Origin of the sequence: Pseudanabaena cinerea FACHB-1277, from assembly GCF_014696345.1 — a bacterium.
GTDB classification, from domain to species: Bacteria; Cyanobacteriota; Cyanobacteriia; order Pseudanabaenales; family Pseudanabaenaceae; genus Pseudanabaena; species Pseudanabaena cinerea.
Window position 1 is genome coordinate 70,647 of record NZ_JACJPY010000007.1, and the last position, 24,492, is coordinate 95,138.

The following is a 24,492-nucleotide window of genomic DNA, read 5'->3' on the forward strand; positions in this document are numbered from 1 at the left end:
ACTGACCTTAAGATGTCATTGCCGCACGGGGATATTCCGCTAAAACCTGCTTGAGATACTGCCCTGTATAGGACTTCTTGACCTTGGCAACCTGCTCAGGTGTCCCTTCAGCAATAATTGCGCCACCGCGATCGCCGCCTTCAGGACCTAAATCCACCACCCAATCCGCACAACGGATCACATCAAGATTATGCTCAATGGTAATGATGCTATTGCCCTTATCCACAAGGCGCTGCATCACATCCAATAATTTGTGAACATCATAGAAGCTTAATCCCGTCGTTGGTTCATCGATGAGATAGAGGGTTTTGCCTGTGGCGCGTCTGGCGAGCTCCGTTGCCAACTTGACGCGCTGGGCTTCGCCGCCTGAGAGGGTGGGTGCAGATTGTCCTAGTCGCACATAGCCCAAACCCACATCCACCAGCATTCCCAATTTGGTATGGGCAGAGGGAATATTCTCAAAGAAGTGCATCGCTTCTTCGATAGTCATATCTAAGACATCGGCGATCGTCTTCTCTTTATACTTCACTTGCAGGGTTTCGCGGTTATACCTTGCGCCTTTGCAGACATCACACTGCACATAGACATCGGGCAGAAAGTTCATGGAAATCACATTTACGCCTTGACCAGAGCAAGCTTCACAGCGTCCGCCCTTGACATTAAAAGAGAATTGTCCTGCTTTGTAGCCTCTGGTTTTGGCGGCAGTGGTGAGGGCAAAGGTTTCGCGAATGACATCAAACAGCCCTGTATAGGTGGCAGGGTTGGAACGGGGGGTGCGTCCGATTGGGGACTGATCGATGACGATAAATTTATCCAGATGTTTTAAGCCCTGCACTGCGTCAATGCCTTTAGGGGCGGGTACTTTGCGCGAGAAGTGATGATCGAGGGAATTGTGCAACAGATCATTAATTAATGTCGATTTGCCTGAGCCTGATACGCCTGTGATACAAACTAACATTCCTAATGGAAGTTGCACATTCACATTTTTGAGATTATTCAAATGGGCATTACAAATTTCTAAATGCTTGCCATTACCTTCGCGCCTTGTGGCGGGGGTAAGGATTTGTTTTTGTTTGGAGAGATATGCGCCAGTGAGGGATTCGGGATGCTGCTCAATATCCTTAACGCTGCCCTGTGCCACGATCCGCCCCCCATGTACCCCTGCCCCAGGACCAATATCCACCAGATAATCGGCGGCGCGAATGGTTTCTTCATCATGCTCAACCACGATCAGGGTATTGCCGAGATCGCGAAGTTTGGTGAGGGTTGCCAATAATCGCGAGTTATCGCGCTGATGGAGTCCAATACTCGGCTCATCAAGGACATAGAGAACCCCTGTTAAGCCTGAGCCGATCTGGGTGGCGAGGCGAATGCGTTGGGCTTCACCGCCAGAGAGGGACATGGTGGAGCGATCGAGGGTGAGGTAGTCAAGACCGACATCTAATAGGAATTGTAAACGGGCGGTGATTTCTTGCAAGACGCGATCGCCGATCTGTCTAGTTCTGGCATCAAGTTCTAAATTCTGCAAACGTTCTAAACAAGTGCCAATGGGAACGGAAACAAAATCAATGATGTTATAGCCCCCAATGCGAACGGCGAGGGATTCGGGTTTGAGTCTTGTGCCATTACAGGTGGCGCAGGGTTGTTCGACCAGATAATTCTCTAACTTCTGTTTTTGCGATTCGCCTGCTTCTTGATACTGCTGTTCTAGCATGGCGATCGCCCCTTCATAGCGTTTGTAATAGCCCTCACCGCGATCGCGATAGAGAGAATCAGGCTTGATTAAAATCTTCTCAGTCGTGCCATGAAGGATGATATCGATCTGTGACTGTGATAGCTCGTGCCAAGGGGTATTAATTTCAAATCCTGCATATTCGCCCACACTGGAAAGCAGAGAGATGTAATAGGTGTGGGTTTTGTCTGCCCAAGGCGCGATCGCTGCATAAACAGGTAAAGAGGGATCGGGAACTAATAACTCAGGGTTGAAAGTCTTGATATGTCCTAAACCATGACAGGCAGGACAAGCGCCATAGGGTGAATTAAAGGAAAACATTCGTGGCGATAATTCTTCCATTACCGCGCCATGTTCTGGACAGGCAAAGTTTTCAGAAAAGGTTAGCATATGACTCTTACCCCCCTCTCCCAGAGGGAGAGGGGCTGGGGGTGAGGGCTGAGGGGGTGAGGGCAAAATCTCCACCATTGCAATGCCTTCCGCCCGTTTTAAACAGGTAGCAAGGGAATCCGTTAAGCGTTCCTGAATATCATTTTTGCGAACTAATCTGTCAACCACAATTTCAATATCGTGAACCTTATTCTTATCCAGTTCGATATTGTCACTGAGTTCCCGCACTTCGCCATCAATACGCACCCGCGCAAATCCTTCCCCTGCTAATCCTGATAGTAATTTTTTATGGGTTCCCTTTTTGCCACGAATGACAGGCGCTAATAATTGAAACTTAGTGCGATCGCTGAGTTCCATAATTGCATCCACCATGCGATCGATGGTTTGGGGCGCAATATTGCGATCGCAGATGGGGCAGTGGGGCGATCCTGCCCGACCAAAGAGCAGCCGCAAATAATCATAAATCTCTGTCACCGTGCCGACGGTGGAGCGGGGGTTATGGGAAGTGGATTTTTGATCGATGGAAATGGCGGGACTCAAACCCTCAATATAATCAACATCGGGCTTATCCACCTGACCCAAAAATTGCCGCGCATAGGCACTCAGGGATTCCACATAGCGCCTCTGACCCTCAGCAAAGATCGTATCAAAGGCGAGGGATGATTTGCCAGAACCAGACACCCCTGTAAACACCACTAAGCGATCGCGGGGAATTGTCAGGTCAACATTCTTGAGATTGTGCTGCTTTGCGCCTCTGACATGGATGTGGGTATGATCTGGCATGGGTAAATGCTTATCGTAAAGATTTATTAATAATCCCTATTATAGCTGTCGCCCCCTGTATCGCCCCTTGTATCGCCCCTTATATTGAAAAAGTTACAAAAGTGGCAGTCGAGTTTGGGTTTCGCTAATTACCTCTTTGATGTCCACATCTTGCCAAAGCACCCGATATAACTGAAGTGGTTCATCTTTACCCTTGACCTTGATTAGCGCTAGTTTCTCTAAGGGCAGATTAAACTGAGCAATCTTTGCCATCGTACTTGCTGAAATATATACTTCCCCTGCTTGGGCGGCGGTACAGATGCGACTAGCAACATTCATCGTGTCGCCAATATTTGTATATTGAATCAGGTTCTCAGAGCCAATATTGCCTGCCGCCACCATGCCCGTATTTAGTCCGATGTGAATCTGAATCTGCAAATCCCGTCCTTGTGTAGTCCATTCTTGATTTAACTTTTGCATTGCCCATTGCATGGCGATCGCCGCATTGACCGCCATAATTGCATCATCCTGTCCTTGATAGGGAGAACCCCACACCGCCAATAGGGCATCGGCAATATACTTCTCTAACGTGCCGCCAAAGGGAAACACAATATGCTCAACCATGACCTTAAAGTATTCATTGAGAAACTCCAAAACCTTGCGAGGCTGCATTTGTGCAGTCATTTCGGTGAAGCCGCTAATATCAGAAAATAGCGCCGTGACTTCGGTTTCCACAATCCGATTTAAGTCCCAACCTTCCTCAATTTTTTTGCTGACGGCGGCGGGGAAAAACCTTTCTAATTTGGTACGGCGAATCACTTCCGCTTGCATATTTTGATAGAGGTTGGCATTTTCGATTGCGATCGCTGCTTGATTAGCAAGGCTACTCAAAAACTCTAAATCCTCTTGGTTATAGGCAGAACCCCTTGAGAGGTTATCCACATACAGCACGCCGATCACGCGATCCCTTGGCTTTAGCGGCGCACACATTGCCGCTTGGATAGATTGCTGAATAATCGACAAAGAGCTATCAAAACGGCGATCGCCTAAGACATCATCACTAATAATTGCATCCCCCTGTTTCAACACAAAATTAGTAATTCTGCTGCTGTAAAAGTCCAAATTAGGATTTGTCTCAGGGTTACTAAATTGATATGCCTTGGGTTCTAATTTGCCTGTCACCTCATCGACTAGTAACAACACAGCGCGATCGACCGACATAATTTTGAGCAGCAACTCTAGGATTTTGGCGGGTAGTGTGGCATAGCCCTCTGGCGAAGCCAGCTCTTGACTCACCTCTAGCAATACTTGCAACTTAGCCGCCGTGCGTTGCGACTCATCACCACCCTGAATCATAAGTACAGAGCCAGCTTTGCTAAAATCCTGCTGTTTGAGCAAGTCCTGCATATTTACCCGCGACTTTTCAGGTGAGACACGCATCAAAATCGACAGTCCCGAATTTGTGCCTTGCAAGTTGCTAGGCAATGATTCATTTTCATGATCGACAAGCTTAAAAACGACACTGCCAAACTGCACCAAATCGCCATCACGGAGCTTTTGTTGGATAATCTTGGTCTGATTGACAAAAGTACCATTGCTGCTGTTGAGATCGGTTAAAAAAATGCCGTTATCAGTTAGCTGGATTTCGGCATGGTGGCGAGACAGGCTGCGAGCATCATCTTCCACGACAATACTGTTGTCTAAGCCCCGCCCAATGGTGTTGATGCCATATCGTAATTCACAGATACGTTCTTGGGGAGTTCCTTGATTTTGAATTATGTATGGCATATTTTTATGGCTTCTTAGACCTATAGCAGTTTCGCTAATTCAACTACAGAAGTACAGTCAAACACTTCTATATCATTAGATAATAAAATTACCAGCATTCTCCTAACTTTATCTAGTTTTTACCCATGTCGCCAACCACCCTCATAGCAGAGCCAGTAGTTAATGTCGCCCCCGATGCGATCGCCGAATTTAATCAATATGTGATGAATACCTATGCGCGATTTCCGATCGCCCTAGAACGGGGAGAAGGCTGTCGCGTGTGGGACAGCAATGGCAAAGAATATTTAGACTTTGTGGCAGGCATTGCCACCTGCACTTTGGGTCATGCTCACCCTGCGATGGTGAAGGCTGTAACCGACCAGATCAACACCCTGCACCACGCCTCCAATTTATTTTATTTTGCGCCCCAAGGTCAATTGGCTAAGTGGCTAGTCCAAAATTCCTGTGCGGACAAGGCTTTTTTCTGTAATTCTGGGGCGGAGGCAAATGAAGGTGCAATTAAATTAGCACGTAAATATGCCCATACCAAACTGGGCATTAGCGGTCCTGTGATTTTAACCGCCAATGCCAGTTTTCATGGACGCACCCTAGCCACTGTCACCGCCACGGGGCAGCCCAAATATCATAAGAATTTTGCGCCCCTTGTCTCAGGTTTTGACTATATCCCTTACAACGATACGGCAGCGCTAGAGGCGGCAGTTGCTAAGTATGCAGGGCGGCTCTGTGCAATCATGCTGGAGCCATTACAAGGTGAAGGCGGCGTTAATCCAGGCGATCGCGCCTACTTTGCCCGTATCCGTGAAATTTGTGACGAGCATAAGATCCTGCTGATCATCGATGAAGTGCAGGTGGGCATGGGACGGAGTGGGAAGCTCTGGGGCTATGAGAATCTGGGTATTCAGCCTGATATTTTCACTTCGGCAAAGGGCTTGGGCGGCGGCATTCCCATTGGTGCGATGATGTGCAAGGCGCATTGTGATGTTTTTGAGCCAGGGGATCATGCCAGCACCTTCGGCGGCAATCCCTTTGCCTGTGCGGTGGCGATCGCCGTTTGCAACACGATGGTACAGGATAACCTGATTGCCAATGCGAGAGAGCGCGGTCAACAATTGCGGACAGGGCTGCAAGCAATGTGCGATCGCTACCCTCAACATCTCGCCTCGGTGCGCGGCTGGGGCTTGATCGATGGTCTGGTATTGCAAGAATCTAGCACGATCCAAGCCCGTGATGTGGTGGGGGCGGCGATCACATCGGGGCTGCTGCTCGTCCCTGCGGGGGTAAAGGTGGTGCGCTTTGTGCCACCCCTCACCGTTTCGGCGGCGGAGGTCGATCGCGCCCTCGAAATTGTCGATCAGGCGATCGCGGGGCTATAAAAACCAATAAAAAAGAAGCGGCGCGAAGCGCCGCTTCTTTGCTAAGTAATATGATCGCTGTCAAAAGGGGTAATATCTGCTATTAGTTTTACATCTGTCACCAAATGCCTGTATGTCTGAACTAATAGCCGCCAATTCATCAGAGTTACCAGCGCCAGAAATTAATGAACTAGTTAATGAGCCAGTTAATGGACTAAGTGCTTCAGAGGTGCGCGATCGCCAACAAAGGGGCGATGTCAATGTGGTTGTGTTGCGTTCTAGCCGCACCTATAAAGAAATTTTTCAAGAAAACGTCTTTACCCTGTTCAATGTCACCTTTGGCATAATTTTGGTACTGCTCATTGCCCTTGGACAGGTTACGGATGCTATATTTTCAGGCTTCTCAGTATTCATGAATATTTTGGTGGGGGTGGCGCAGGAAATGCAGGCAAAGCTGACCCTCGATAAATTGGCGCTGTTATCGGTGCAGCAGGTGCGGGTACGGCGTGATGGTGAGACGTTGGCGATCGCGGTGGGTGAAGTGGTGCGCGATGACCTCATTGAACTTAATCCTGGCGATCGCGCCCCCGTAGATGGGGCAGTGGTAATGTCCCAAAATGTGGAAATGGACGAATCCTTGCTCACGGGTGAATCTGACCCTGTGGCAAAGCAGATTGGCGATATTGTCCTGTCAGGCTCATTCTGTTTATCGGGGAGTTGCGTATTTCGGGCGGACAAAATTGGCAACGAGAGCTACGCGGTCAAACTCTCGCAGTCATCACGGGTCTATAAGCGCGTATTTACCCCTTTGCAGAAAAAAATCGATGTCTTAGTCGAAATTTTTATTTTAGTGTTGATCGTAGCGGCATTCCTGCATATTGCCTCTAGCCTCAATTCAGGACGGACAATGGTGGATACGATCCGCTATGCCTCTGTGATTATTAACAGTTTCGTCCCCGCAGGGCTAGTGCTATCCATTAGTGTTGCCTTTGCGATCGGTGCGGTGGAAATCAGTAAGCGGCGGACATTAATCCAAAAAATTAATGCCGTAGACTCCATGAATAGCGTGCGGATTCTCTGCACTGACAAAACGGGAACCCTCACCCAAAACAAATTAACGGTCAAAGAGATTATTCCCTTTGGCGATACCGATGGGGATTCTCTCCGAGAATTGATTGCTCTCTATGCCAATCTCATGGCAACCCAAAACAGCAGCGCCAAAGCGATGGCTGCCTATACCGACAAGCCCCGATCGCCTGCTTTAGCCATTGGTGAAGTTCCCTTTAGCTCTAGTCGCAAATGGGGCGCGATCGCCATTGATCTAGATGTGACGATTATGGTGGGCGCACCTGAGATTTTGCTAACAGATGATGACTTATTAGAGCAGTCTAAGCAATATGCGCGGCAAGGCTTGCGGGCGATCGCCATTGTCACCAGTGATGGCAGTATCGAACTCGGTAAAAATCCTGCATTACCCACTCAACGCCGCGCTCGCGGCTTAGTCCTGCTCGAAGATAGTTTGCGCCCCGATGCGATCGCCACGATTGCCTCTTTACAAAATCAAAACATTCGCATCAAAGTCATTTCGGGCGATAGTGTGGAAACCGTGACCTCCATTGCCCGCCAAGCAGGTATTGCTGTGCCAGATGATGCCGTATTTACGCAAGCAACATTAGAAGCAATGGATCAAAAAACCTTTAGTCAGGCGGCGGCTTCTGGCTCCGTATTCGGCAGAATCGTGCCTGAAATGAAACGGCGCTTGATTTCGGCAATGGTGAAAAGGGGCGGCTATGTGGGGATGGTGGGCGATGGCGTGAATGATGTGCCAGCCTTTAAAGAGGCGCAACTGGCGATCGCCATGAATGACGGCGCACAAATCAGTAAAGACGTTGCTGATATCGTGTTACTGGACAATAATCTCGCCGCCTTGCCCCAAGCCTTCGCCGCAGGGGATGCCATCAAGCAAAAGATTCTCTCTTCAGCATTGATTTACCTCACCAAAAATATTATGGTCATCCTCACCATATCTTTTGCAGGATTTGTGCAGCTTCCCTTTCCCATTGAGCCGCGTCAAATGACGATTTTAACCATGGCAGTTGTGGCGCTGCCAACAGTGTGGATTGCCTTCGGTTGGCTCAAAACTAAACGCATTGAGAACTTTTTGCGGGATGTCTTGGGCTATAGTTGCCTCGCAGGTCTATTTGGGGCGATCGCCATGACCATTGGTTATATCTTCTCTTATTACCTGAGCGGTTGGGCATTGCTCAAGATTCCCTATAGTTCCACCATGCTCAATTCTGAAACCTTCCAGGATATTGCCAGAGGTCAAGCCCAATGCGTTAGCACCTTGATCGGCACATTATTTTGCCTATTTGTATTTTGGAGTATCACCGATATTTCTATTTGGAAAATGCGGTCTTTTGGCAAAAATACCAATGCTGCAATATTAGGATTTGTAGCGATCGCCTTAGGAATAGCCATGATGTTGTTATTTCCCAATTTCTTTCAAATTGAAGTTCCCGATCAATTTGGCTGGTCAATGATTATCTTTCTCCCCACTTCTAGCTTTTATATTTTGCGGATGCTGCAATCTAGCAAGTTGATGCGCCATTTACCCCGCTATCTCACCCAACCTTAAAAGGCGTTGCACATATTCATAAGGAAACCCTATGCCTAAAACCAAATTCCCCATTCCACCCCTACCGATTGTTTTGCTAGTAGTAGTTATGATTAGTGCCAGTGGCTTCCTAATCTATGATCGGGCAGTAAATTTTTATGACTATCGGCTGGTCGAAAAAAATATGCCCCTAGTTGATCCCGATGCGATCAATTTGCAGTTAGTATCAGCAATTGCCTTCATGGGTATTAGTGTTGTCCCCATCTTGTTAGCGATCGGGCTATGGCATCGCAAGTCATGGGCTAGGTTTTTAAGTATTTGTTTTTTCAGCGCAATTATGTTCCCTGCGATCGCCGCGAGTTTGCATTGGATCTCCCCACCCTCTCCCGACAATCTCCTCCAGATTCCCACAATTTTAGACGATGTTCTGGTCGTAAATACTTCGCATCCCACTTCTAAATTGATGAAAATCAATCCTTACTTGGCGATCGTGAGTGCGATCGCCCTAATCATCTTATTAAATCCTGCGATCGCTAAAGCCTTCCGCCATCCGCCGCGACTGTTGTAACAACTTGCATCGCCAAGGGCTGTATCTAAATAACCGCTATGCGATCATCAAAAACAAAGCATTCTCCATGCCATAGACTTTCTGCGGGGGGGACTTCGGCTAAATATTTGAGAATGCCGCCCTTGAGATGATAAACCTCCTTAAAGCCTTGTGACAGCATATAGGCACTTGCCTTTTCGCAGCGAATGCCGCCCGTGCAGAACATGGCAACCTTAGTATGCTGGCGATCGCCTAATTGATTCTGCACATAATCAGGGAACTCGTGGAAAAAGTCTAAATTAGGATTGACTGCCCCTTTAAAAGTGCCGAACTCCACCTCATAGACATTGCGCGTATCAATGACTAGCACTTCGGGATCACTAATCAAATCATTCCAATCCTTTGGCTCCACATAAATTCCCACCTCCTTACTCGGATCGATGCCCGATACACCCAACTTAATTAGTTCCTGCCGCAGTTTCACCTTCAAGGTGGCATAGGGCATCACCTCACAATAGCTCTCCTTATGTTCTAAATTCTGTAATCTGGGATCATTCCGTAAATAGTGCAATAACGCATCAATGCCATTACGAGTACCCGCAATGGTGGAATTAATTCCTTCCTGTGCTAATAAAATTACTCCCTTTAACTGGTGGCGATCGCAAAATTCAATGATCGCAGGACGCATTTCTTGATAATTTTCTAAGCTAGCAAAGTGATAAAAAGTGGCAACTACTACTGATTGAGATGTTGATTGAGATACTAATTTAGAATCTGATTTATATCCTGATTGATAATTCTGCAAGTCAGCGCTTAAATAGCCTTTAAGCGACTTTTCCATCACAAAATTGGTCAACTTTTCGCCTCGACAGGATACTTGCTGTTCCTTTACCAAACTAAAGCCGCGACTTTTAAAAAATGCCCTTGCGGTAATGCTAACCTCCACAAATAGAATCTCTAACCCTAATTCTAAAGCCTTAGCCTCGATCGCTCGATATAGCCTTGTGCCAACCCCACAGCGCTGATAACTTTTATGGCAAAAGAAACAATCAATATGTCCATTTGCCTCTAACTGAGCAAAGCCAACTATTTCACCCTTTTCTTCAGCAACATAGGTAAATGTGTCTAAACATTCAGCTTCCCAATCGCAAAAATTCAGATCATCGGGAGCCCAAGCCCTGACTTGAGCAAGGGAATAATCACGAATATTTACTTCGCGAACGGTATCATGAAATAATTTGGCGATGCGATCGCTATCCTGTTTTTGAAATAGGCGAATAATCATTTTTATACTTTCTTATGTATTGATACAATCTATAGCTGTAGTCACTTGCGTTAAGACAAATCAAAACCAAGAAGCGAGGGTTAGCACAAAGCGCCAACCCTCGTATTCTGGTTTTACATCCTAACAAGATTGGCGACAACTATACAAATGATGACAGGCTTACTGCATAAGAGATCAATGAGATATTTGCTGCGTCGTTTTTTGGCTTGGTTTGCGATCGCCTTACTAGTGATAACCGCACTGTGGGGTTGTGGCAATAGTAGAAGCATCACCAATAATCCTAACAAGTTAGGAATTAGCGATCGCACCAGTGAGCGCATCGTTTTAGGTACAACCAGCAAAATCCGTACCCTCGATCCTGCCGATGCTAACGAATTTTTTGCCAGCAATGTGTTTTACAACAGTCTTGAGCGCCTCTACACTTACAAAGAAGGCACAAACGAACTAATTCCCCAATTAGCCGCCGATATGCCCAAATTGAGCGCCGATGGCTTAACCTATACCATCCCTATCAAGACTGGCATTAAATATCATGATCGTACTAATTTTAATGCCTATACAATGAAATTTTCCTTGGATCGCTTCATCAAAGCCAAGGGATCTCCTGCATTTATATTGGGCGATATCATCGATAAAATTGAGACTCCCAGCGATGCGGAGATCGTTTTTAAACTCAAACAGCCCCTGCAATTTTTCCCGAAATTTCTTGCCTTCACAGGGGCATCAGCAATTTCCCCCAATGTCTACAAACATTTAATTGATAAAAAGACAGGCAAAGTTCAGTTTCTAGCGGACAAATTGGTGGGTACGGGCCCCTATCAAGTCACCCAATATGTTGAGGGCAGTTACTTACGGCTAGATGCTTTTCCCGACTATTGGGGCAGAAATCCTGTCAACAAAGGTATTGATATTCAATTCTTTTCATCTAACTCGAACTTGCTTAATGCTTTTAAAACAGGAGCCGTGGATGTCGCTTTCCAGACCCTCACACCCACACAGGTGAGAAATATAGAAGCCAACGCCCAAGAAAATGGCTGGACGATCGCCTCAGCAAAGGGGGCAACAATTTTATATATGGTGGTAAATACACAACAAGCCCCCCTCAATGATGTGCGTGTCCGTCAGGCACTCGCCGCCGCCATCGATCGCCCCTTACTAGGGGAACGCATATTTTTTAATCAACGCACCCCTCTCTATAGTTTAATTCCTAGCTCCTTTGATGAGTCTAAGCCCGTGTTTGAGCAAAGATATGGTCAAAGTAATCCGCAATTAGCCCGAAAGCTACTAGAAGAGGCGGGCTATTCCGATGACAAGCCTGCTCAAATTACTATTTGGTATCCCCCCAGATATGGCGGTAATGGTGACATAATTGCCAGCACCTTGAGGGCTTCGATTCAGAAAAATATGGGTAAGATTTTGCAGATCAAAACTGAGCGTGTCGAAAATACTGTGGGCTATGCCTTTATTGATCGCGGTGTTTACCCCACCTACTTATTAGATTGGATTCCCGACATTCTCGATCCTGATAACTATATCAAGACGTTTTTAGAATGCGAGAAGGCGGAGGGAGATCGCTGCGTTGAGGGCAGCAGCCAATATCAAGGCTCCTTCTATAACAACCCCAAAATGAATGAACTAATTACCGCCCAGCGTCAAGAAAGGGATGCCACCAAGCGATCGCAAATACTCCAACAGATCCAAGAAATTCTTGCCCAAGATGTGCCGTTTATTCCTCTCTGGCAAAATAAACAATATGCTTTTGCCCAAACTGGTGTAAAAGGCGTTGCCATTGAGCCAAATCAACAACTTACTTACTGGAATATTACTAAGCAATCCTAAGTTCAACAAAAAAATCGTGCGAAGCACGATTTTTTTGAACCATTATTGGCTAGTCTCACTAATCGAGAGCCGATAATTGACAGACTCTCCATCATCAGTACCCACCCAAATCTCATACTTGCCAGATACCCATGCCCCAGACAGTTCTGGACTTTTGCCATTGCGACAATAAGTACCATCGGGACCTTTAACTAACAATGACAAATTGCGATCGCTAGATACTTGTAGGCTCAAAAAGCCAAAATTGCGCTGCACGGTCAAAGCGTGACTAGGGGAAAATCTAGTAAAGCCTTGGCACTTGCCATTAGCCTGACCACCCGCGAGATCCTGTACAGGCGTATCCCCACCCGCCACACCAGAATATAACTGCGGATCGGGCGCAAATCTGGGGGCGATCGGCTTTAGCTTTTCCTGAGCGCTAGTTGCACCAATGATCGCTGATGTCGCTAATAAACTAAGGCTGCCCAAAATGACAGCCGCCATAGATTGTTTCAAGAATTTCATTTTTGCCGCGCTTCACTTAATGACAAGGTGTAATTAAAGGATTGATTAGGAGTCTTGGAGCCAACCCAAATTTGGTAACTGCCCTTGACCAAACGGCTGTTAATCTGTGGTCTGCGACCGCCGCCTTCTTCATCGGCACACAAAATATCTCCATTTGAACCCTTAATCAATAAGGTTGGGTCATCATTGATATTGTCGGGACGAACCAAAATATCGAGCGCAGGAAAATTATCCGTTAAAGTCACCGTATGGTTTGGTGCAGTATTGGCAAAACCACGACAATTATCCGTAATTCCAGCAATACTGGCAAGACTTACCCTGCCGCCAGCCGTTCCTTTCATGGTTGCAGGATCATCACGGAATCCACGACCAAGGCTCATATTTTGCACATTTTGAGCAATGCTAGGGGCAGTAATCGCCAAAGCCATAGTTAGTCCTGCGATCGCCCCCCATCCCCAGCGCTTTTTTCCAGTTCCGTCTAACTTGTGCATATCCATGTCCATACCCTCAATTTACTAAATTCTTATGTTTTACAAGACCGCAGATTGGGACGAAAAGTTGCCAGATTAGCCACAATTACTTACTAGCTGATATTTGACGGTAAGCCACAGAGCATATGGATTAATGGATTTCACTGATTTTGATCTATTCTCATCCAAAAAACCCGCGCAGTCAGCGTAATCCCCTTAATCCGCGTTCAAGTTTGATTGGTATAGAATATTAATTATTAATCAGTCATTAGCCTAAACCAATGACGCAAGCAATAGTAAAACCCTCAGCAGCCAAATTCACTTTATTCCAAACTCAAAAAATCCGTGTAATCTGAGTAATCCGCATATCCGTGTTCAAGCATTTACCAACAGCCAAGCCACCAATTCAAAGCGGAATGTAGGATTTACCCATATGAGCAAATGATTAAAATGACATATTTTTGGCGGCTTTATCGCAGATCGAAAGCATTTACGATCGCTGTTTGCCTGATACCGATCGCGATCGCTTGTTCTAGCGCCCCTAGATCCACTCCGCAAATTCGGATCGGCACTTTTAATCTGCAAAATTTTGATGGTTTAAATACACAGAAATTAACTAATATTGCCAAGATTATTGAAAATAATTTTGATGTGATTGGCTTACAGGAAATTAGTCCCATTGGCGCAGAGAAACTTAAGGGCAGTTTGCCAAAATGGGAATTTATTTTGGGTGAAACTGGGCAGAAGCAGAGGGTAGCACTTTTTTATCGGCGGGATCTATTGATTGCTCAAAGGGTTACAGAATGGCGCAAGGTGAATATCACTGGCACTTTACGCTCGCCCCTCGTCACCTATCTCAAAACTAATTCCCAAAATAATGAGAGTCGCGTCTTTGACTTTACGCTTGTGATACTGCACCAAAAGGGAGGCGGTGGCAAGGATAGCGATCGCCTCCGTCAAAACCAGAGCGATCGCCTAGGGCAAGAGGTTATTCAATATCAAGCAAATCCTCAATCCGATCCCGATTTGATTTTATTAGGAGACTTTAATAGTCCCTCTTGGGCTGAACAAAATCGCGGACTGCGGGATTTACCGCTTACCTTCTTAACCAAAGCGATCGAAACCGATGCTAAGGAAAATTGTCTAAAAAAGCGTGGACAACCTAAGTTTGCCGATGGTAGATTGCGGTTTTCCAATCGCGGCACTGGTTGTGTGATCGACCATATTGCTGTTTCTCAATCACCGAAGGGAGCTGAAGAAGAATATATTCCTAGTTCTGTGCAGATTTTAGCGCCTCAAAAAGATTTAGGCTTTAGCAGCGATCGCCAATATTTTTCGGAAGTCTCCGATCATTTGCCTGTTCGAGCCATTTTTAAACCTAAAGATTAGATATGAATTATTCAGGCAGGGGCAATCCCCCCTTGGTTGCCCTGCTTGGCTGTCACAATTAATTGCTGTCATTGCCAAACTACGGATTTACCGCTTGCTCAGTCCAACCCTCTGGGGTTTTGTGGTATAGCCATCGGTTTTGGGGTGTGCCACGCAATTCTAGGCGATCAACTTCCATGGGCGCTAATAGTATTAGGCAGAACCAGTCAAGGGGCTGCAAGACATCTACGATCGCCACCTCAGCAATTTTGTGAGGATCTAATCGCAGCGATCGCGGTGTATCCCAAGCAAATTGAGATCGCGCCGCATCGGATAGAGATTGCCATGCACCTTGACGAAAACTTTGCAGTTCAGGATCATCACGCTCTTGATCGATTAAGATTAACTGTCCCAAAATCCGAAATTGTGATCGTGTCTTCGGAAAATACCAACTGACCTCAGCATAGGGGTTGGCAGTGATCTGGTCATATTTTTGACTGCGACGATCGGTCACAATTTTAAGACAATCTAGATAGCGATCGCTATGTTCTAGAAATCCGCGAAAAACCACAGTCCGATTGCGAGGGCGCTGGGCTGCATCCACCGTTGCCAAATGAAAAAAGCGTGCCTCAGGTTGATTGCGGTGTTGGTGCAGACTACGGGCAAGATGCGATCGCCAAGGGGTCATAGAAAATATTTAAGATTAAAATGGTATGTATAAGAATAAACCAGCAAGAGTAAATCGTTGTGAATCTATGGATTGAAGGTGGGAGTGGCAATGGCAAAAGAGAACGCATGATCCAACAGTTCGGCATATGGGCAGAACAGGACTTTTGTCATCGCGCTAATCCCCAAGCTGCTTCTCAAAAAGTATTATTATTGGCGATCGACTCCGAGCAACGGCGCAATTTTAGCGATCACCTACTGCTCTTTACCCATGGACGTTATCCTATTACTGCCTCGACCCCTCTCAGCTTTTTGCAGAATGAAGTGCGTCTCTATTGGACATTTTTAGTCAGGGAATTGGGCATTAAGGCGCAGTTTCCTCTAGTGTTGCGGGTAGAAAATGAACAGGAACTAGCCGCCCAATGTTGGCAACAGCGCCTTGATGGGCATCTGGAAATGGAAGGGGTTGGTCGCGATCGCTTAGTACGACGGATGTTAGATCTATTGCTATTGGCAGCCTATGGCGGTTATGCCATTGAGTCAATTCCTGAAATGCTTGCTAAGGGCATCGACAGCACCCAAGCACCGCTCTGGCTAGAGATGGGGGCGGCATTGCAAGAATGGCGTAAATATTGTTGGGAGGCAGGTCTGCTGACCTATGGCATTGTCGCTGATTTGTTTGTGCAGTATCTCCTACCTAATCCTCGCTATCAAGAACAACTAAGGCGGCGCTTTGCCTATGTGATGATCGATCGCGCCGATGAAATGCCTGCGATCATCGCCGATTTATGTAGATTTCTGCTCGATCAGGGGGCTGAAGGAGTTTTCTCATTTAATCGCAATGGTTCAGCCAGATTAGGATTAGGAGCCGATCCTGACTATTGGCAACAGGACATAAAACCCAAGTGTGAGGTTCTCCATCAACCGTCAGCAACGGTAGTCCTTGGCTCTCAGATTACAGATCCATGCCTTGACCTGCTCAACAATCCTACAAGCTATAACTTTGCCGAACCCTACGACCAACTCCATAGCATCGATTCCATTTCTCGCGCTAAGTTATTTCGCAATGTAGCTGAAGTGATCGCCGCCGCCATTGAGTCAGGAACAGTCAAGGCAAATGAAATCGCCATCATTGCTCCTGGATTGGACAATATTGCCAAATATGCGATCGTCGAAATCCTCCACAAGAAAAATATTAATGTCTTCCCTCTCAACGATCAGCGTCCCCTTTCGCAATCGGCACAGGTGCGATCGCTGCTGACCCTGATGCTCTTGGGCTATCCCAAACTAGGACATCTGCTCAGTCGCGACCATGTTGCCGAAATGCTCGTGGTTCTTACGGAGGCGATCGATCCTGTCCGTGCAGGGATGTTAGCCGATTCCTGCTTTGCCCCACACCCTGAAATGCCCCAATTGCTTGCCGCCGATACCTTTGCCCAATGGAATCGCCTTGGTTATAGAGCCACCAAAGCCTATGAACAATTGCGTCAATGGCGATCAGAACAATCACCGCAACAGACTACACCACTTCTATTTTTAGATCGTGCAATCCAAAAATTTTTCAAGCCCCGCAAACTTAATTATGAACAGACTGCCACATTGCAAAAGTTAATTGAAACCGCGCAACACCATTGGCAACTAGGGCAGCGTCTTGGGGATCAAGAGCCAGTAATTCTCGAAAAATTTATTCAACTCATCCGCCAAGGCATTGCCACCGCCGATCCCTATGCGCCTAATCTGCCCGATGATGGCATTATCTTGGCTACGATCTTTCAATATCGCTCAGCAAGGCGATCGCACCGTTGGCAATTTTGGCTAGATGCGAGTTCAGAACTATGGTTACAGGGTGGTGCGGCAGCGCTGTTTGCTGCACCAATCTTTCTTAAAGGTTGGCATGGTGAGCAATGGACAATGACAGATCAACAAAATACAGATATGCAGCGTCTGCAAAGATTGATTGCCGATTTGCTAGACCGTGCAGGCGATCGGCTCTATCTGTGCCACAGCGAGTTTAGCACCAATGGACAAACCCAAAATGGCATATTACTGCCCTTAATCGAGGTCTGTAGATCCATCGGAATTTAGGCAGAACAGAAATATGTTCGCCCATAGAGACACTCTCTTCTCAGGGAAGAATTAGACGCTGCGGCGACTCGCACCGCATTGAGGCTTACCGCAATTACAGAGTTGCTTCTTGCTTGAGCTTTTCACGATCGCCAATCCTTTCATGGTTGGAAACATTGGGCGATTGGAGGGCAAAATGGAGCTTATTGAGAGCATTGAGATAGGCTCTTGCGGAAGCAACAATCACATCAGTATTAGCGGAATGTCCTGAAAAAGTACCGACATCGGGATGCTTGAGGCGGATCGTCACTTCACCGAGGGCATCAATGCCTGCGGTGACAGACTGCACTGAATACTCGATCAGGTTATTGGGGACATTGACGATGCGGTTAATCGCTTTGTAAATGGCATCAACAGGCCCCGTACCAACGGAAGCATCGGTAATTTCTTGACCATTGGGCATAACCACGGTGACAGTGGCAGTAGGAATGGCGCGATCGCCACAGCTAACTTGCACATGATCGAGTTTGAAAGCTTCGGGGGCATGGCGAATTTCGTCATTGACGATCGCCTCTAAATCGCGATCGCTAATTTCCCGTTTTTTATCGGCAACTTCCTTAAAGCGGATAAAGGCAGCATTGAGTTCCTGTTCGGATAGCTCAAAACCGAGTTCCTTTAACCTTGAACTGAGGGCATTGCGTCCAGAGAGCTTGCCAAGCACGATCAAATTATCGGTTAAGCCGATGGATTGTGCGTCCATGATCTCGTAGGTGAGGCGATTTTTGAGAACGCCATCTTGATGAATACCCGACTCATGGGCGAAGGCATTCGCACCAACGATCGCCTTATTGGGTTGTACCAACATTCCTGTGAGATTAGAGACAAGGCGCGAGGTCTTATAAATCTGCTTGGTGTCAATATTGCAGAGGGGCGCAGGAGAATCTTCGGGACGACCGAGGAAGGTGTTGAAATAGGCACGGCGCACATGGAGTGCCATCACCAATTCTTCGAGAGCGGCGTTACCTGCGCGTTCGCCAATGCCATTAATTGTGCATTCCATTTGGCGTGCGCCATTTTTGGCAGCTTCAAGGAAATTTGCCACCGCTAGACCAAGATCATTATGACCATGCACCGAAATAATGGCGCGATCAATATTCGGCACATTATCCTTAATGCCCTTGATCAAAGCGCCAAATTCCGAAGGAGTTAAGTAGCCGACGGTATCAGGAATATTAACTGTGGTTGCTCCTGCGGCGATCGCTGCCTCTAATACTTGATAGAGAAACTCTGGATCGGAGCGTCCTGCATCTTCAGGCGAAAATTCGATGTCGTCAATTTTAGATTTAGCGTAGGCAACCATTTCAGGGACGATCGCCAAGACTTCGGCGCGGCTCTTGCGGAGCTTGTACTTCAAATGAATATCCGAAGTTGCCAAGAAAGTATGGATGCGACCCTTTGCCGCAGGTTTTACAGCTTCCGCCGCCGCATCGATATCGGCTTTGGTTGCCCTCGCTAAGCCGCAAATCGTCGGGCCAGACTCACTGCCAACGAGCTTGGCAATTTCTTGGACAGCATGAAAATCGCCCTTACTCGCAAAGGGAAAACCTGCCTCAATGATGTCTACACCAAGTCGAGCCAGTTGCTGCGCGATTAGCAGTTTTTGTTCCACGTTCAGTGTTGCGCCTGGGGACTGTTCACCATCGCGGAGAGTGGTATCAAAAAAGATAATGCGGTCTTGAGCAACGTGGGACTCTGGTTGTGTTGTAGACATAATGCGTTATTTCATGAATGGTTAATGTAGCAGATAGTTACTTAAATAATTATGAGCGGCGCAATGCACCGCTCATAATTGATATCTTAGCCTTTATTTTGAGAAATTGCTGAGTCCTAGGGCTTAAATTTTGAGGTCATTCTGATTTAATGACAAATGATTACAAATCCCAAATTTATGGCATCAACGGAAATTATCGATCGCTTACGTCAAACCCTGCGCCAAGGACAACAGGCAATGGCGGATTGGGAGGGGGGCGAGTTGGCAGTGGCAGCCGTACCAGGAGCTGGTAAATCTACGGGCATGGCAGTGGCAGCCGCGATCGCGATCGCCAAATTTCAATTGCATCGCCAACAGCAACTGGTAATCGTCACCTTGACCCGTTCGGCGGTGAGTAATATTCGCAAAAAGGTATTAGCGCATTTAAAAGAATTGCGACTGCCCTCTAGTGCCTTCACCGTCAGCACGCTGCATAGTTTAGCCTATACGATCGCCAATAACCATCGGGAATTGTCGGGCATCGGTGAGACTACGATTGTCTCTGAGGCACAAAAGTTACGTCTAATCCGCAGTGCTGCGAGTCTGTGGGTCAAAGAGAACCCCAAAATTTACGCCTTGCTATTGGAGGGGCGGGGCTTTGATGGCGAAGATACGGAACGGTTGCGCCGCCAAACTGTATTGAGGACAGATATTTTGCCATCGGTGGGCAGAGAGGCGATCGCCAATGCCAAGAGTTCGGGGCTAAGTCCTGATGATTTGCGACAGGTCACAGCGTCCGATGATAGCAACATTCTCGAAATTGCCGCAGGCATCTATGAAATCTACGGCAGATTATTAAAACAGGAGAAAGCGATCGATTATGACGACATGATTTTAGGAGCTTTAAAGGTCTTAGACAATCCAGAGGTGCGCCGCCATTGGCAAGAGAAAATTTTTGCAGTTTTTGAAGATGAGGCTCAAGATTCTTCACCATTGCAAACTAAGTTATTAGAGATTCTATCGGTTAGTCATCGACAAGGCACTCAACAGGAAGTAAAAAATTTAATGCGAGTGGGTGATCCCAATCAAGCCATCAATTCCACATTTACCACCGCCGATCCACGCTTCTTTAACGATTTTTGCGATCGCTGTCACAAGCTAGGGCGATTACTGCCCCTCAAGGAGGCGGGACGTAGCACTCAAAATATTATGCAGGCAGCAAACTATGTCCTAAGTTGGGTAAACCATCATTACAGTAAGACTAATGAGAATAACGAGGTTAACAAGCCCTTTTACCCCCAAAAAATTCACCCTGTTCCTGAAGGTGATCCGCAAAAAAATCCCGATCCCATTGATCGAGGTATAGAAATCCATTTGGGAAATGAGATCGCCACGATTGAAGAAGAAGTGGAACTAATTGGCAAACGGATTGTGCAGTTACTACAACAAAATCCACTATTAAGTATCGCCATTTTAGTTAGACAACATAACCAAGGTCAATTTATCAGCAAGTCCCTAGCATGGTTAACGGAAAGGCATAATATTAAAATCTATGATGTGGAACAAAGCGATCGCCAATCGCGAGTGCCAATGGATATGTTGGCAATTCTGCAATTTATGGAACGCCCCCACTCCCCCGACAACCTCAAAGCGGCGCTAGAAGTGCTAAAAGGTCGCCAAAAAATCTCCTCACAACAGGATCTCAATGAGCTTGCCAGCACCCCTGAGAAGTTCCTTTATCCCACCTTGATCGATGCACCCCTTTCAGAAATTGCCCAAGAAGCCCAAGCTAAATGCGTGGGACTGCTCCGCGCCAAAATAGAACTGCCCCTCTATAACCTGATTCCCTTTATTGCCTTCACTCTCTATGACGATGAGGCGGGGCTATTGGCAACTGCCGATAAATTGGGCGATCATCTCAATCAGCAGTTAATTGGCAATTATTCTATGCACACAGTCATAGAATCTCTCAAAGAAATTGTGGAGTCGGAGAAGTTTGAGGCGATCGAAGGTGAGAACCATGAGGATCGCTATATTGTCAGTGGACAGGTGACTTTAATTGGGCTGCATAAAGCTAAAGGGTTAGATTGGGATGTGGTATTTATGCCCTTTCTCCATAAACGAATTTGTCCAGGGGAGCCATATATTCCAGAGTCAAATAAATTTTTGGGAGATTTTGGCATTGCCGAAGTGACGCGGATTCAGATTGGCGCAATTATTCATCACGAACCGATCCTCGATGCTCAAAGGGCATGGCAAAAATGCACCTATGTCAAACAAGCAGAAGAGTTTCGACTGCTTTATGTGGGGATGACCCGCGCTAAACGACTGCTCTGGCTATCGGCGGCAAATTCGGCTCCCTTTGGCTGGAATACCCTTGAAAATCGCAGCGATCGCGTTGAGCCTTGTCCAGTTTTACCCGCGTTACAAAAATTAGTTGCCACCCATCCGCGCTTCTAAAGCTTTATTACAATAGACTGTATGATGGTAAAACACTAAAATTTACAGGACAAAGCACATCTTGATCGTCAGCAGTAATTCTGCCAGGGGGGGGTTTAGCCATTAGCATCATTGGAAGTGCAATATAGGGTTTCTAGTTGCACCATAGGGTTTAATCTAGTTACGCCCACCACCCCCAAATCGAATCACAGGGATTTTCTGATTTGGGTTTCAGCACGTAGCTTTATGCTTTGTATTAAAATCAACAGAGTATTATTGATTTAGGTAGGTGCAAATTGTCAGGAACAGCTATGCGAAAAAGATCTGAGCCTTGGTTGCATCGGTGGTCGCGCCCTGCGATCACTGTTTTAACCCTATTTGGCTTTTCCCTTACCACCTATTTGACGGTCACGCATTTTTTAGGACAGAAAACGGCTCTTTGTAGCGTTGAGGGTAGCGGTTGTGACCTGGTACTGACCAGTGAATATGCCAAGATATTTGGTATTCCCCTAACGATTTTTGGGGCTTTGGGATATCTCACCTTGGGGCTGCTGGCTGGTGTGCCTCTCTTACTAAAACGTGATGAGCCAAAGGCGCAGGCGCAACTCAAGGAACTAACCGCCTATCTGATGTTTATGTTATCTTCAGCAACCTTTGTATTTAGTGGCTATTTGATGTACTTGCTGGCATCGGGTAGCATTGGTGGACAGCCACAGGTATGCCTCTATTGCATCTCATCTGCGGTGACAATGACCACCATCTGGTTACTGACAGTATTTGGCAATCCTTGGAAGGATATTGGCAATCTGTTTTTTACAGGGGCGATCGTGGCGGTAGTGACTTTGACTGGCACTGTGGGGGTCTATGCTAGTCAAGGCAAGATCGCAGCTCAGTCTAACTCCTTTGCAGGGCGCTTAGCACAGCATTTAACAGCGACCAATGCCAAGATGTATGGTGCATATTGGTGTTCACACTGTGCGGAACAGAAGGCAATTTTTGGGGAAGCCAAAAAGTCAATTCCTTATGTAGAGTGTGATCCGAAAGGAGAAAATCCTCAAACTGCTTTATGCCAACAAAAGGGGATTACAGGATACCCCACTTGGGAAATCAAAGGGCAAATGTTATCGGGACGGCGCAGCTTAGAAGAGTTAGCCAATGCTTCGGGCTATACAGGCGATCGCAGTTAGCCACAAACCAAAAAATGGCTATGCCATTTTTTGGTTTTACCAAACCCTAGGGCAGAAATTATGAGGAGTAGCCATTTCAAAGGTATCATAGGAATTCAAGATGTTTTTATTCAATTTTACGGGATTTAATTTTATTGGATTTTATAGCCCCCAATACTTGATCCTATTTTGAAGCCAGCCATTTTTGCGCCACTTTTCGACAATGGCAAATACTGCCTCCCGCAATTCTAAATGCTGCAAACCTCTCGGCAAAGCGATCGCTAGGCTATGCAACGCTAGGGGTTGACCAGTAATCTGGTAATCAGGATTATCCAGCAACCATTGCGTCAAGCTACTGCGATCGCCCACAAAAGCTTGAACTGTTCCCTTCTTTAGAGCCGCTAAACCCGCTTGGTATGAATCAGCACCGACAATGATCGCCCGTGGCAGTTTCCATTGGATCGCGGCGATCGCAGTAGAGTTTTTGAGAACAGCAATATTAGCCTGTTGAAGTTCACTGATGGAAATATGGCGCGGCGCAATCAGAACGGTGCTATCGGTGTAGTAGGGTAGTGAAAAATCCACTAGGCGAGATCGGTTAGTGGTTACTGTAATTTGGGCGATCGCTAGGTCAATTTGATTGCTTTGTAATACGGATAGGCGATCGCGATTGGTGACAGGCAGAAGCTCTAAGCCTAAATTTAATTCCTTGGCTAACTCGCGGGCGATGTCTATTTCTAAGCCCATTAATTTACTAGCCATATTTTGTTGGCGATCGCGAAATCCTAGGGGAGGCAGGTTATCCTTGACCCCGATGATCAATTTGCCATGTTTACGAATCCTTTGCATAGAGCTAGTTTGCCCTTTCGCCGATTGGATTTGCGAGTTGAGATCCACCAAGTCGGCGGCGATCGCAAGATTAACAGCCCCGTCTAAGCTGGGAATACATATTCCCATAGCACTAGCCATGATGAGCATATTTACACTGAGTCTTTGCATAACCGAATTGATCATGGAACCAAGCTTATCTCTAATTCTTGCTTTGCAGCCTGAGCATCCCCAATATATCGCGTCATTGTCTTGCAATACTTCGGACATAAAAAAAGGGGAACAAAAAAGCTATTCATCGGATAACTATAGTAAGGATCATTCCAAGCAAATTCACCTGTTGTTGGATCAACGCCTGTTTTAGAAAAAACAGTGCTGCGATGCGATCCAGGATTCCAGTAACCAGCGTTTGTCGTTACTACGCTTTTAGCTTTGACATTAGAATAAACACCTAAAGCTGCTGCCGCCGAGTCATTGTTATCAGCAAAGCGAATAGCAAACAAATTCGATGAGTTGCTAGCGCTTATAAAGTTGCTATTGCCAAAGTCAAAGAAATAATCACCGTAGCCAATATTTTGACTGGGGACACGAAATCCCCCGTAAGTGAGTCCTGTATTCAATCCTGAAATTGGTAGATTACCCGTAATGCCTACCCATACATAATCGTTGTCTACTTTAACGGCAGTTCCACCAATGTCATAGATACCAGTGTTGTTAACATCAAGACTGTCTCCAATGCGGTCAGCAGCATAATTCCAGTTGTTGTAGAGGTTGCCAGCTATTGCAGTTTCAGTTTTTAGAAGGGGAGATATAATTGAGAACAGTGATGCAGGAAGCAATAGAACAAATAAATTAACTACTTTAAACTGCGAAATTTTGTCTTGTTGCATGGGATACCTCATTGATTTAGTTGTGGTAAGTCTCG

The 24,492-nt window shown here is 46.4% G+C and carries 17 protein-coding genes; 8 read left to right on the forward strand and 9 right to left on the reverse strand.

The window, feature by feature from the left end; translation table 11 throughout:
• Positions 1 to 7 precede the first annotated feature (7 nt).
• A complete protein-coding gene (gene uvrA, locus H6F44_RS04055) occupies positions 8 to 2,905 on the reverse strand; it encodes an excinuclease ABC subunit UvrA (protein WP_190349669.1) in 2,898 nt (965 codons plus the stop codon).
• A 93-nt stretch (positions 2,906 to 2,998) separates the two neighbouring features.
• Positions 2,999 to 4,672: an adenylate/guanylate cyclase domain-containing protein gene (locus tag H6F44_RS04060; protein ID WP_190349670.1), complete on the reverse strand. Its 1,674-nt coding sequence runs from the start codon at positions 4,670 to 4,672 to the stop codon at positions 2,999 to 3,001.
• A gap of 125 nt (positions 4,673 to 4,797) precedes the next feature.
• Between H6F44_RS04060 and H6F44_RS04065 the strand changes: the two genes are divergently transcribed.
• From H6F44_RS04065 to H6F44_RS04075, 3 genes are all read left to right on the forward strand, one after another.
• Positions 4,798 to 6,045, forward strand: a complete 1,248-nt coding sequence (locus H6F44_RS04065) for an aspartate aminotransferase family protein (RefSeq protein WP_190349671.1) — start codon at positions 4,798 to 4,800, stop codon at positions 6,043 to 6,045.
• Positions 6,046 to 6,157: 112 nt separating this feature from the next.
• Positions 6,158 to 8,662, forward strand: a complete 2,505-nt coding sequence (locus H6F44_RS04070) for an HAD-IC family P-type ATPase (RefSeq protein ID WP_190349672.1) — start codon at positions 6,158 to 6,160, stop codon at positions 8,660 to 8,662.
• 31 nt (positions 8,663 to 8,693) lie between these two features.
• A complete protein-coding gene (locus H6F44_RS04075; RefSeq protein WP_190349673.1) occupies positions 8,694 to 9,209 on the forward strand; it encodes a hypothetical protein in 516 nt (171 codons plus the stop codon).
• A 25-nt stretch (positions 9,210 to 9,234) separates the two neighbouring features.
• On the opposite strand, the gene trhO is transcribed toward H6F44_RS04075, so the two are convergent.
• Positions 9,235 to 10,473, reverse strand: a complete 1,239-nt coding sequence (gene trhO / locus H6F44_RS23080; protein ID WP_190349674.1) for an oxygen-dependent tRNA uridine(34) hydroxylase TrhO — start codon at positions 10,471 to 10,473, stop codon at positions 9,235 to 9,237.
• Positions 10,474 to 10,650: 177 nt separating this feature from the next.
• On the opposite strand from trhO, the gene H6F44_RS04085 reads away from it, so the two are divergent.
• The gene (locus H6F44_RS04085; RefSeq protein WP_190349675.1) at positions 10,651 to 12,312 is read left to right on the forward strand and encodes an ABC transporter substrate-binding protein; all 1,662 of its coding nucleotides are present in this window, start codon (positions 10,651 to 10,653) and stop codon (positions 12,310 to 12,312) included.
• 42 nt (positions 12,313 to 12,354) lie between these two features.
• Here H6F44_RS04085 and H6F44_RS04090 read toward each other — a convergent pair whose 3' ends face one another.
• Positions 12,355 to 12,816 carry a hypothetical protein gene (locus tag H6F44_RS04090; RefSeq protein WP_190349676.1) on the reverse strand — a complete coding sequence of 154 codons (462 nt, stop codon included), beginning with the start codon at positions 12,814 to 12,816 and terminating at the stop codon, positions 12,355 to 12,357.
• Positions 12,813 to 13,313 carry a hypothetical protein gene (locus tag H6F44_RS04095; protein WP_190349677.1) on the reverse strand — a complete coding sequence of 167 codons (501 nt, stop codon included), beginning with the start codon at positions 13,311 to 13,313 and terminating at the stop codon, positions 12,813 to 12,815. The genes H6F44_RS04090 and H6F44_RS04095 overlap by 4 nt, the downstream gene beginning before the upstream one ends.
• A gap of 423 nt (positions 13,314 to 13,736) precedes the next feature.
• Here H6F44_RS04095 and H6F44_RS04100 point away from each other — a divergent pair, with 423 nt between their 5' ends.
• Positions 13,737 to 14,675 carry an endonuclease/exonuclease/phosphatase family protein gene (locus H6F44_RS04100; protein ID WP_190349678.1) on the forward strand — a complete coding sequence of 313 codons (939 nt, stop codon included), beginning with the start codon at positions 13,737 to 13,739 and terminating at the stop codon, positions 14,673 to 14,675.
• Positions 14,676 to 14,754: 79 nt separating this feature from the next.
• Here the strand turns inward: H6F44_RS04100 and H6F44_RS04105 are convergent, their stop codons facing one another.
• Positions 14,755 to 15,342: an Npun_F5749 family FMN-dependent PPOX-type flavoprotein gene (locus tag H6F44_RS04105; protein WP_190349679.1), complete on the reverse strand. Its 588-nt coding sequence runs from the start codon at positions 15,340 to 15,342 to the stop codon at positions 14,755 to 14,757.
• Between the two features lie 59 nt (positions 15,343 to 15,401).
• Between H6F44_RS04105 and H6F44_RS04110 the strand changes: the two genes are divergently transcribed.
• Entirely contained in the window at positions 15,402 to 17,405 is a 2,004-nt protein-coding gene (locus tag H6F44_RS04110; protein WP_322096162.1) for a hypothetical protein, read from the forward strand.
• Between the two features lie 94 nt (positions 17,406 to 17,499).
• Here H6F44_RS04110 and H6F44_RS04115 read toward each other — a convergent pair whose 3' ends face one another.
• Positions 17,500 to 19,155, reverse strand: a complete 1,656-nt coding sequence (locus H6F44_RS04115; protein ID WP_190349680.1) for a 2-isopropylmalate synthase — start codon at positions 19,153 to 19,155, stop codon at positions 17,500 to 17,502.
• Positions 19,156 to 19,332: 177 nt separating this feature from the next.
• On the opposite strand from H6F44_RS04115, the gene H6F44_RS04120 reads away from it, so the two are divergent.
• Positions 19,333 to 21,594 carry an ATP-dependent helicase gene (locus H6F44_RS04120; protein WP_190349681.1) on the forward strand — a complete coding sequence of 754 codons (2,262 nt, stop codon included), beginning with the start codon at positions 19,333 to 19,335 and terminating at the stop codon, positions 21,592 to 21,594.
• A gap of 290 nt (positions 21,595 to 21,884) precedes the next feature.
• Positions 21,885 to 22,760, forward strand: coding sequence for a vitamin K epoxide reductase family protein (locus tag H6F44_RS04125; protein ID WP_190349682.1), 876 nt, complete (start codon positions 21,885 to 21,887; stop codon positions 22,758 to 22,760).
• Between the two features lie 141 nt (positions 22,761 to 22,901).
• Here H6F44_RS04125 and H6F44_RS04130 read toward each other — a convergent pair whose 3' ends face one another.
• Together H6F44_RS04130 and H6F44_RS04135 are read right to left on the reverse strand one after the other, a co-directional pair.
• Positions 22,902 to 23,753: a transporter substrate-binding domain-containing protein gene (locus tag H6F44_RS04130; RefSeq protein ID WP_242016433.1), complete on the reverse strand. Its 852-nt coding sequence runs from the start codon at positions 23,751 to 23,753 to the stop codon at positions 22,902 to 22,904.
• Positions 23,750 to 24,457, reverse strand: a complete 708-nt coding sequence (locus tag H6F44_RS04135) for an XDD3 family exosortase-dependent surface protein (protein WP_190349683.1) — start codon at positions 24,455 to 24,457, stop codon at positions 23,750 to 23,752. Before H6F44_RS04135 ends, H6F44_RS04130 begins: the two co-directional genes overlap by 4 nt.
• Positions 24,458 to 24,492 lie beyond the last annotated feature (35 nt).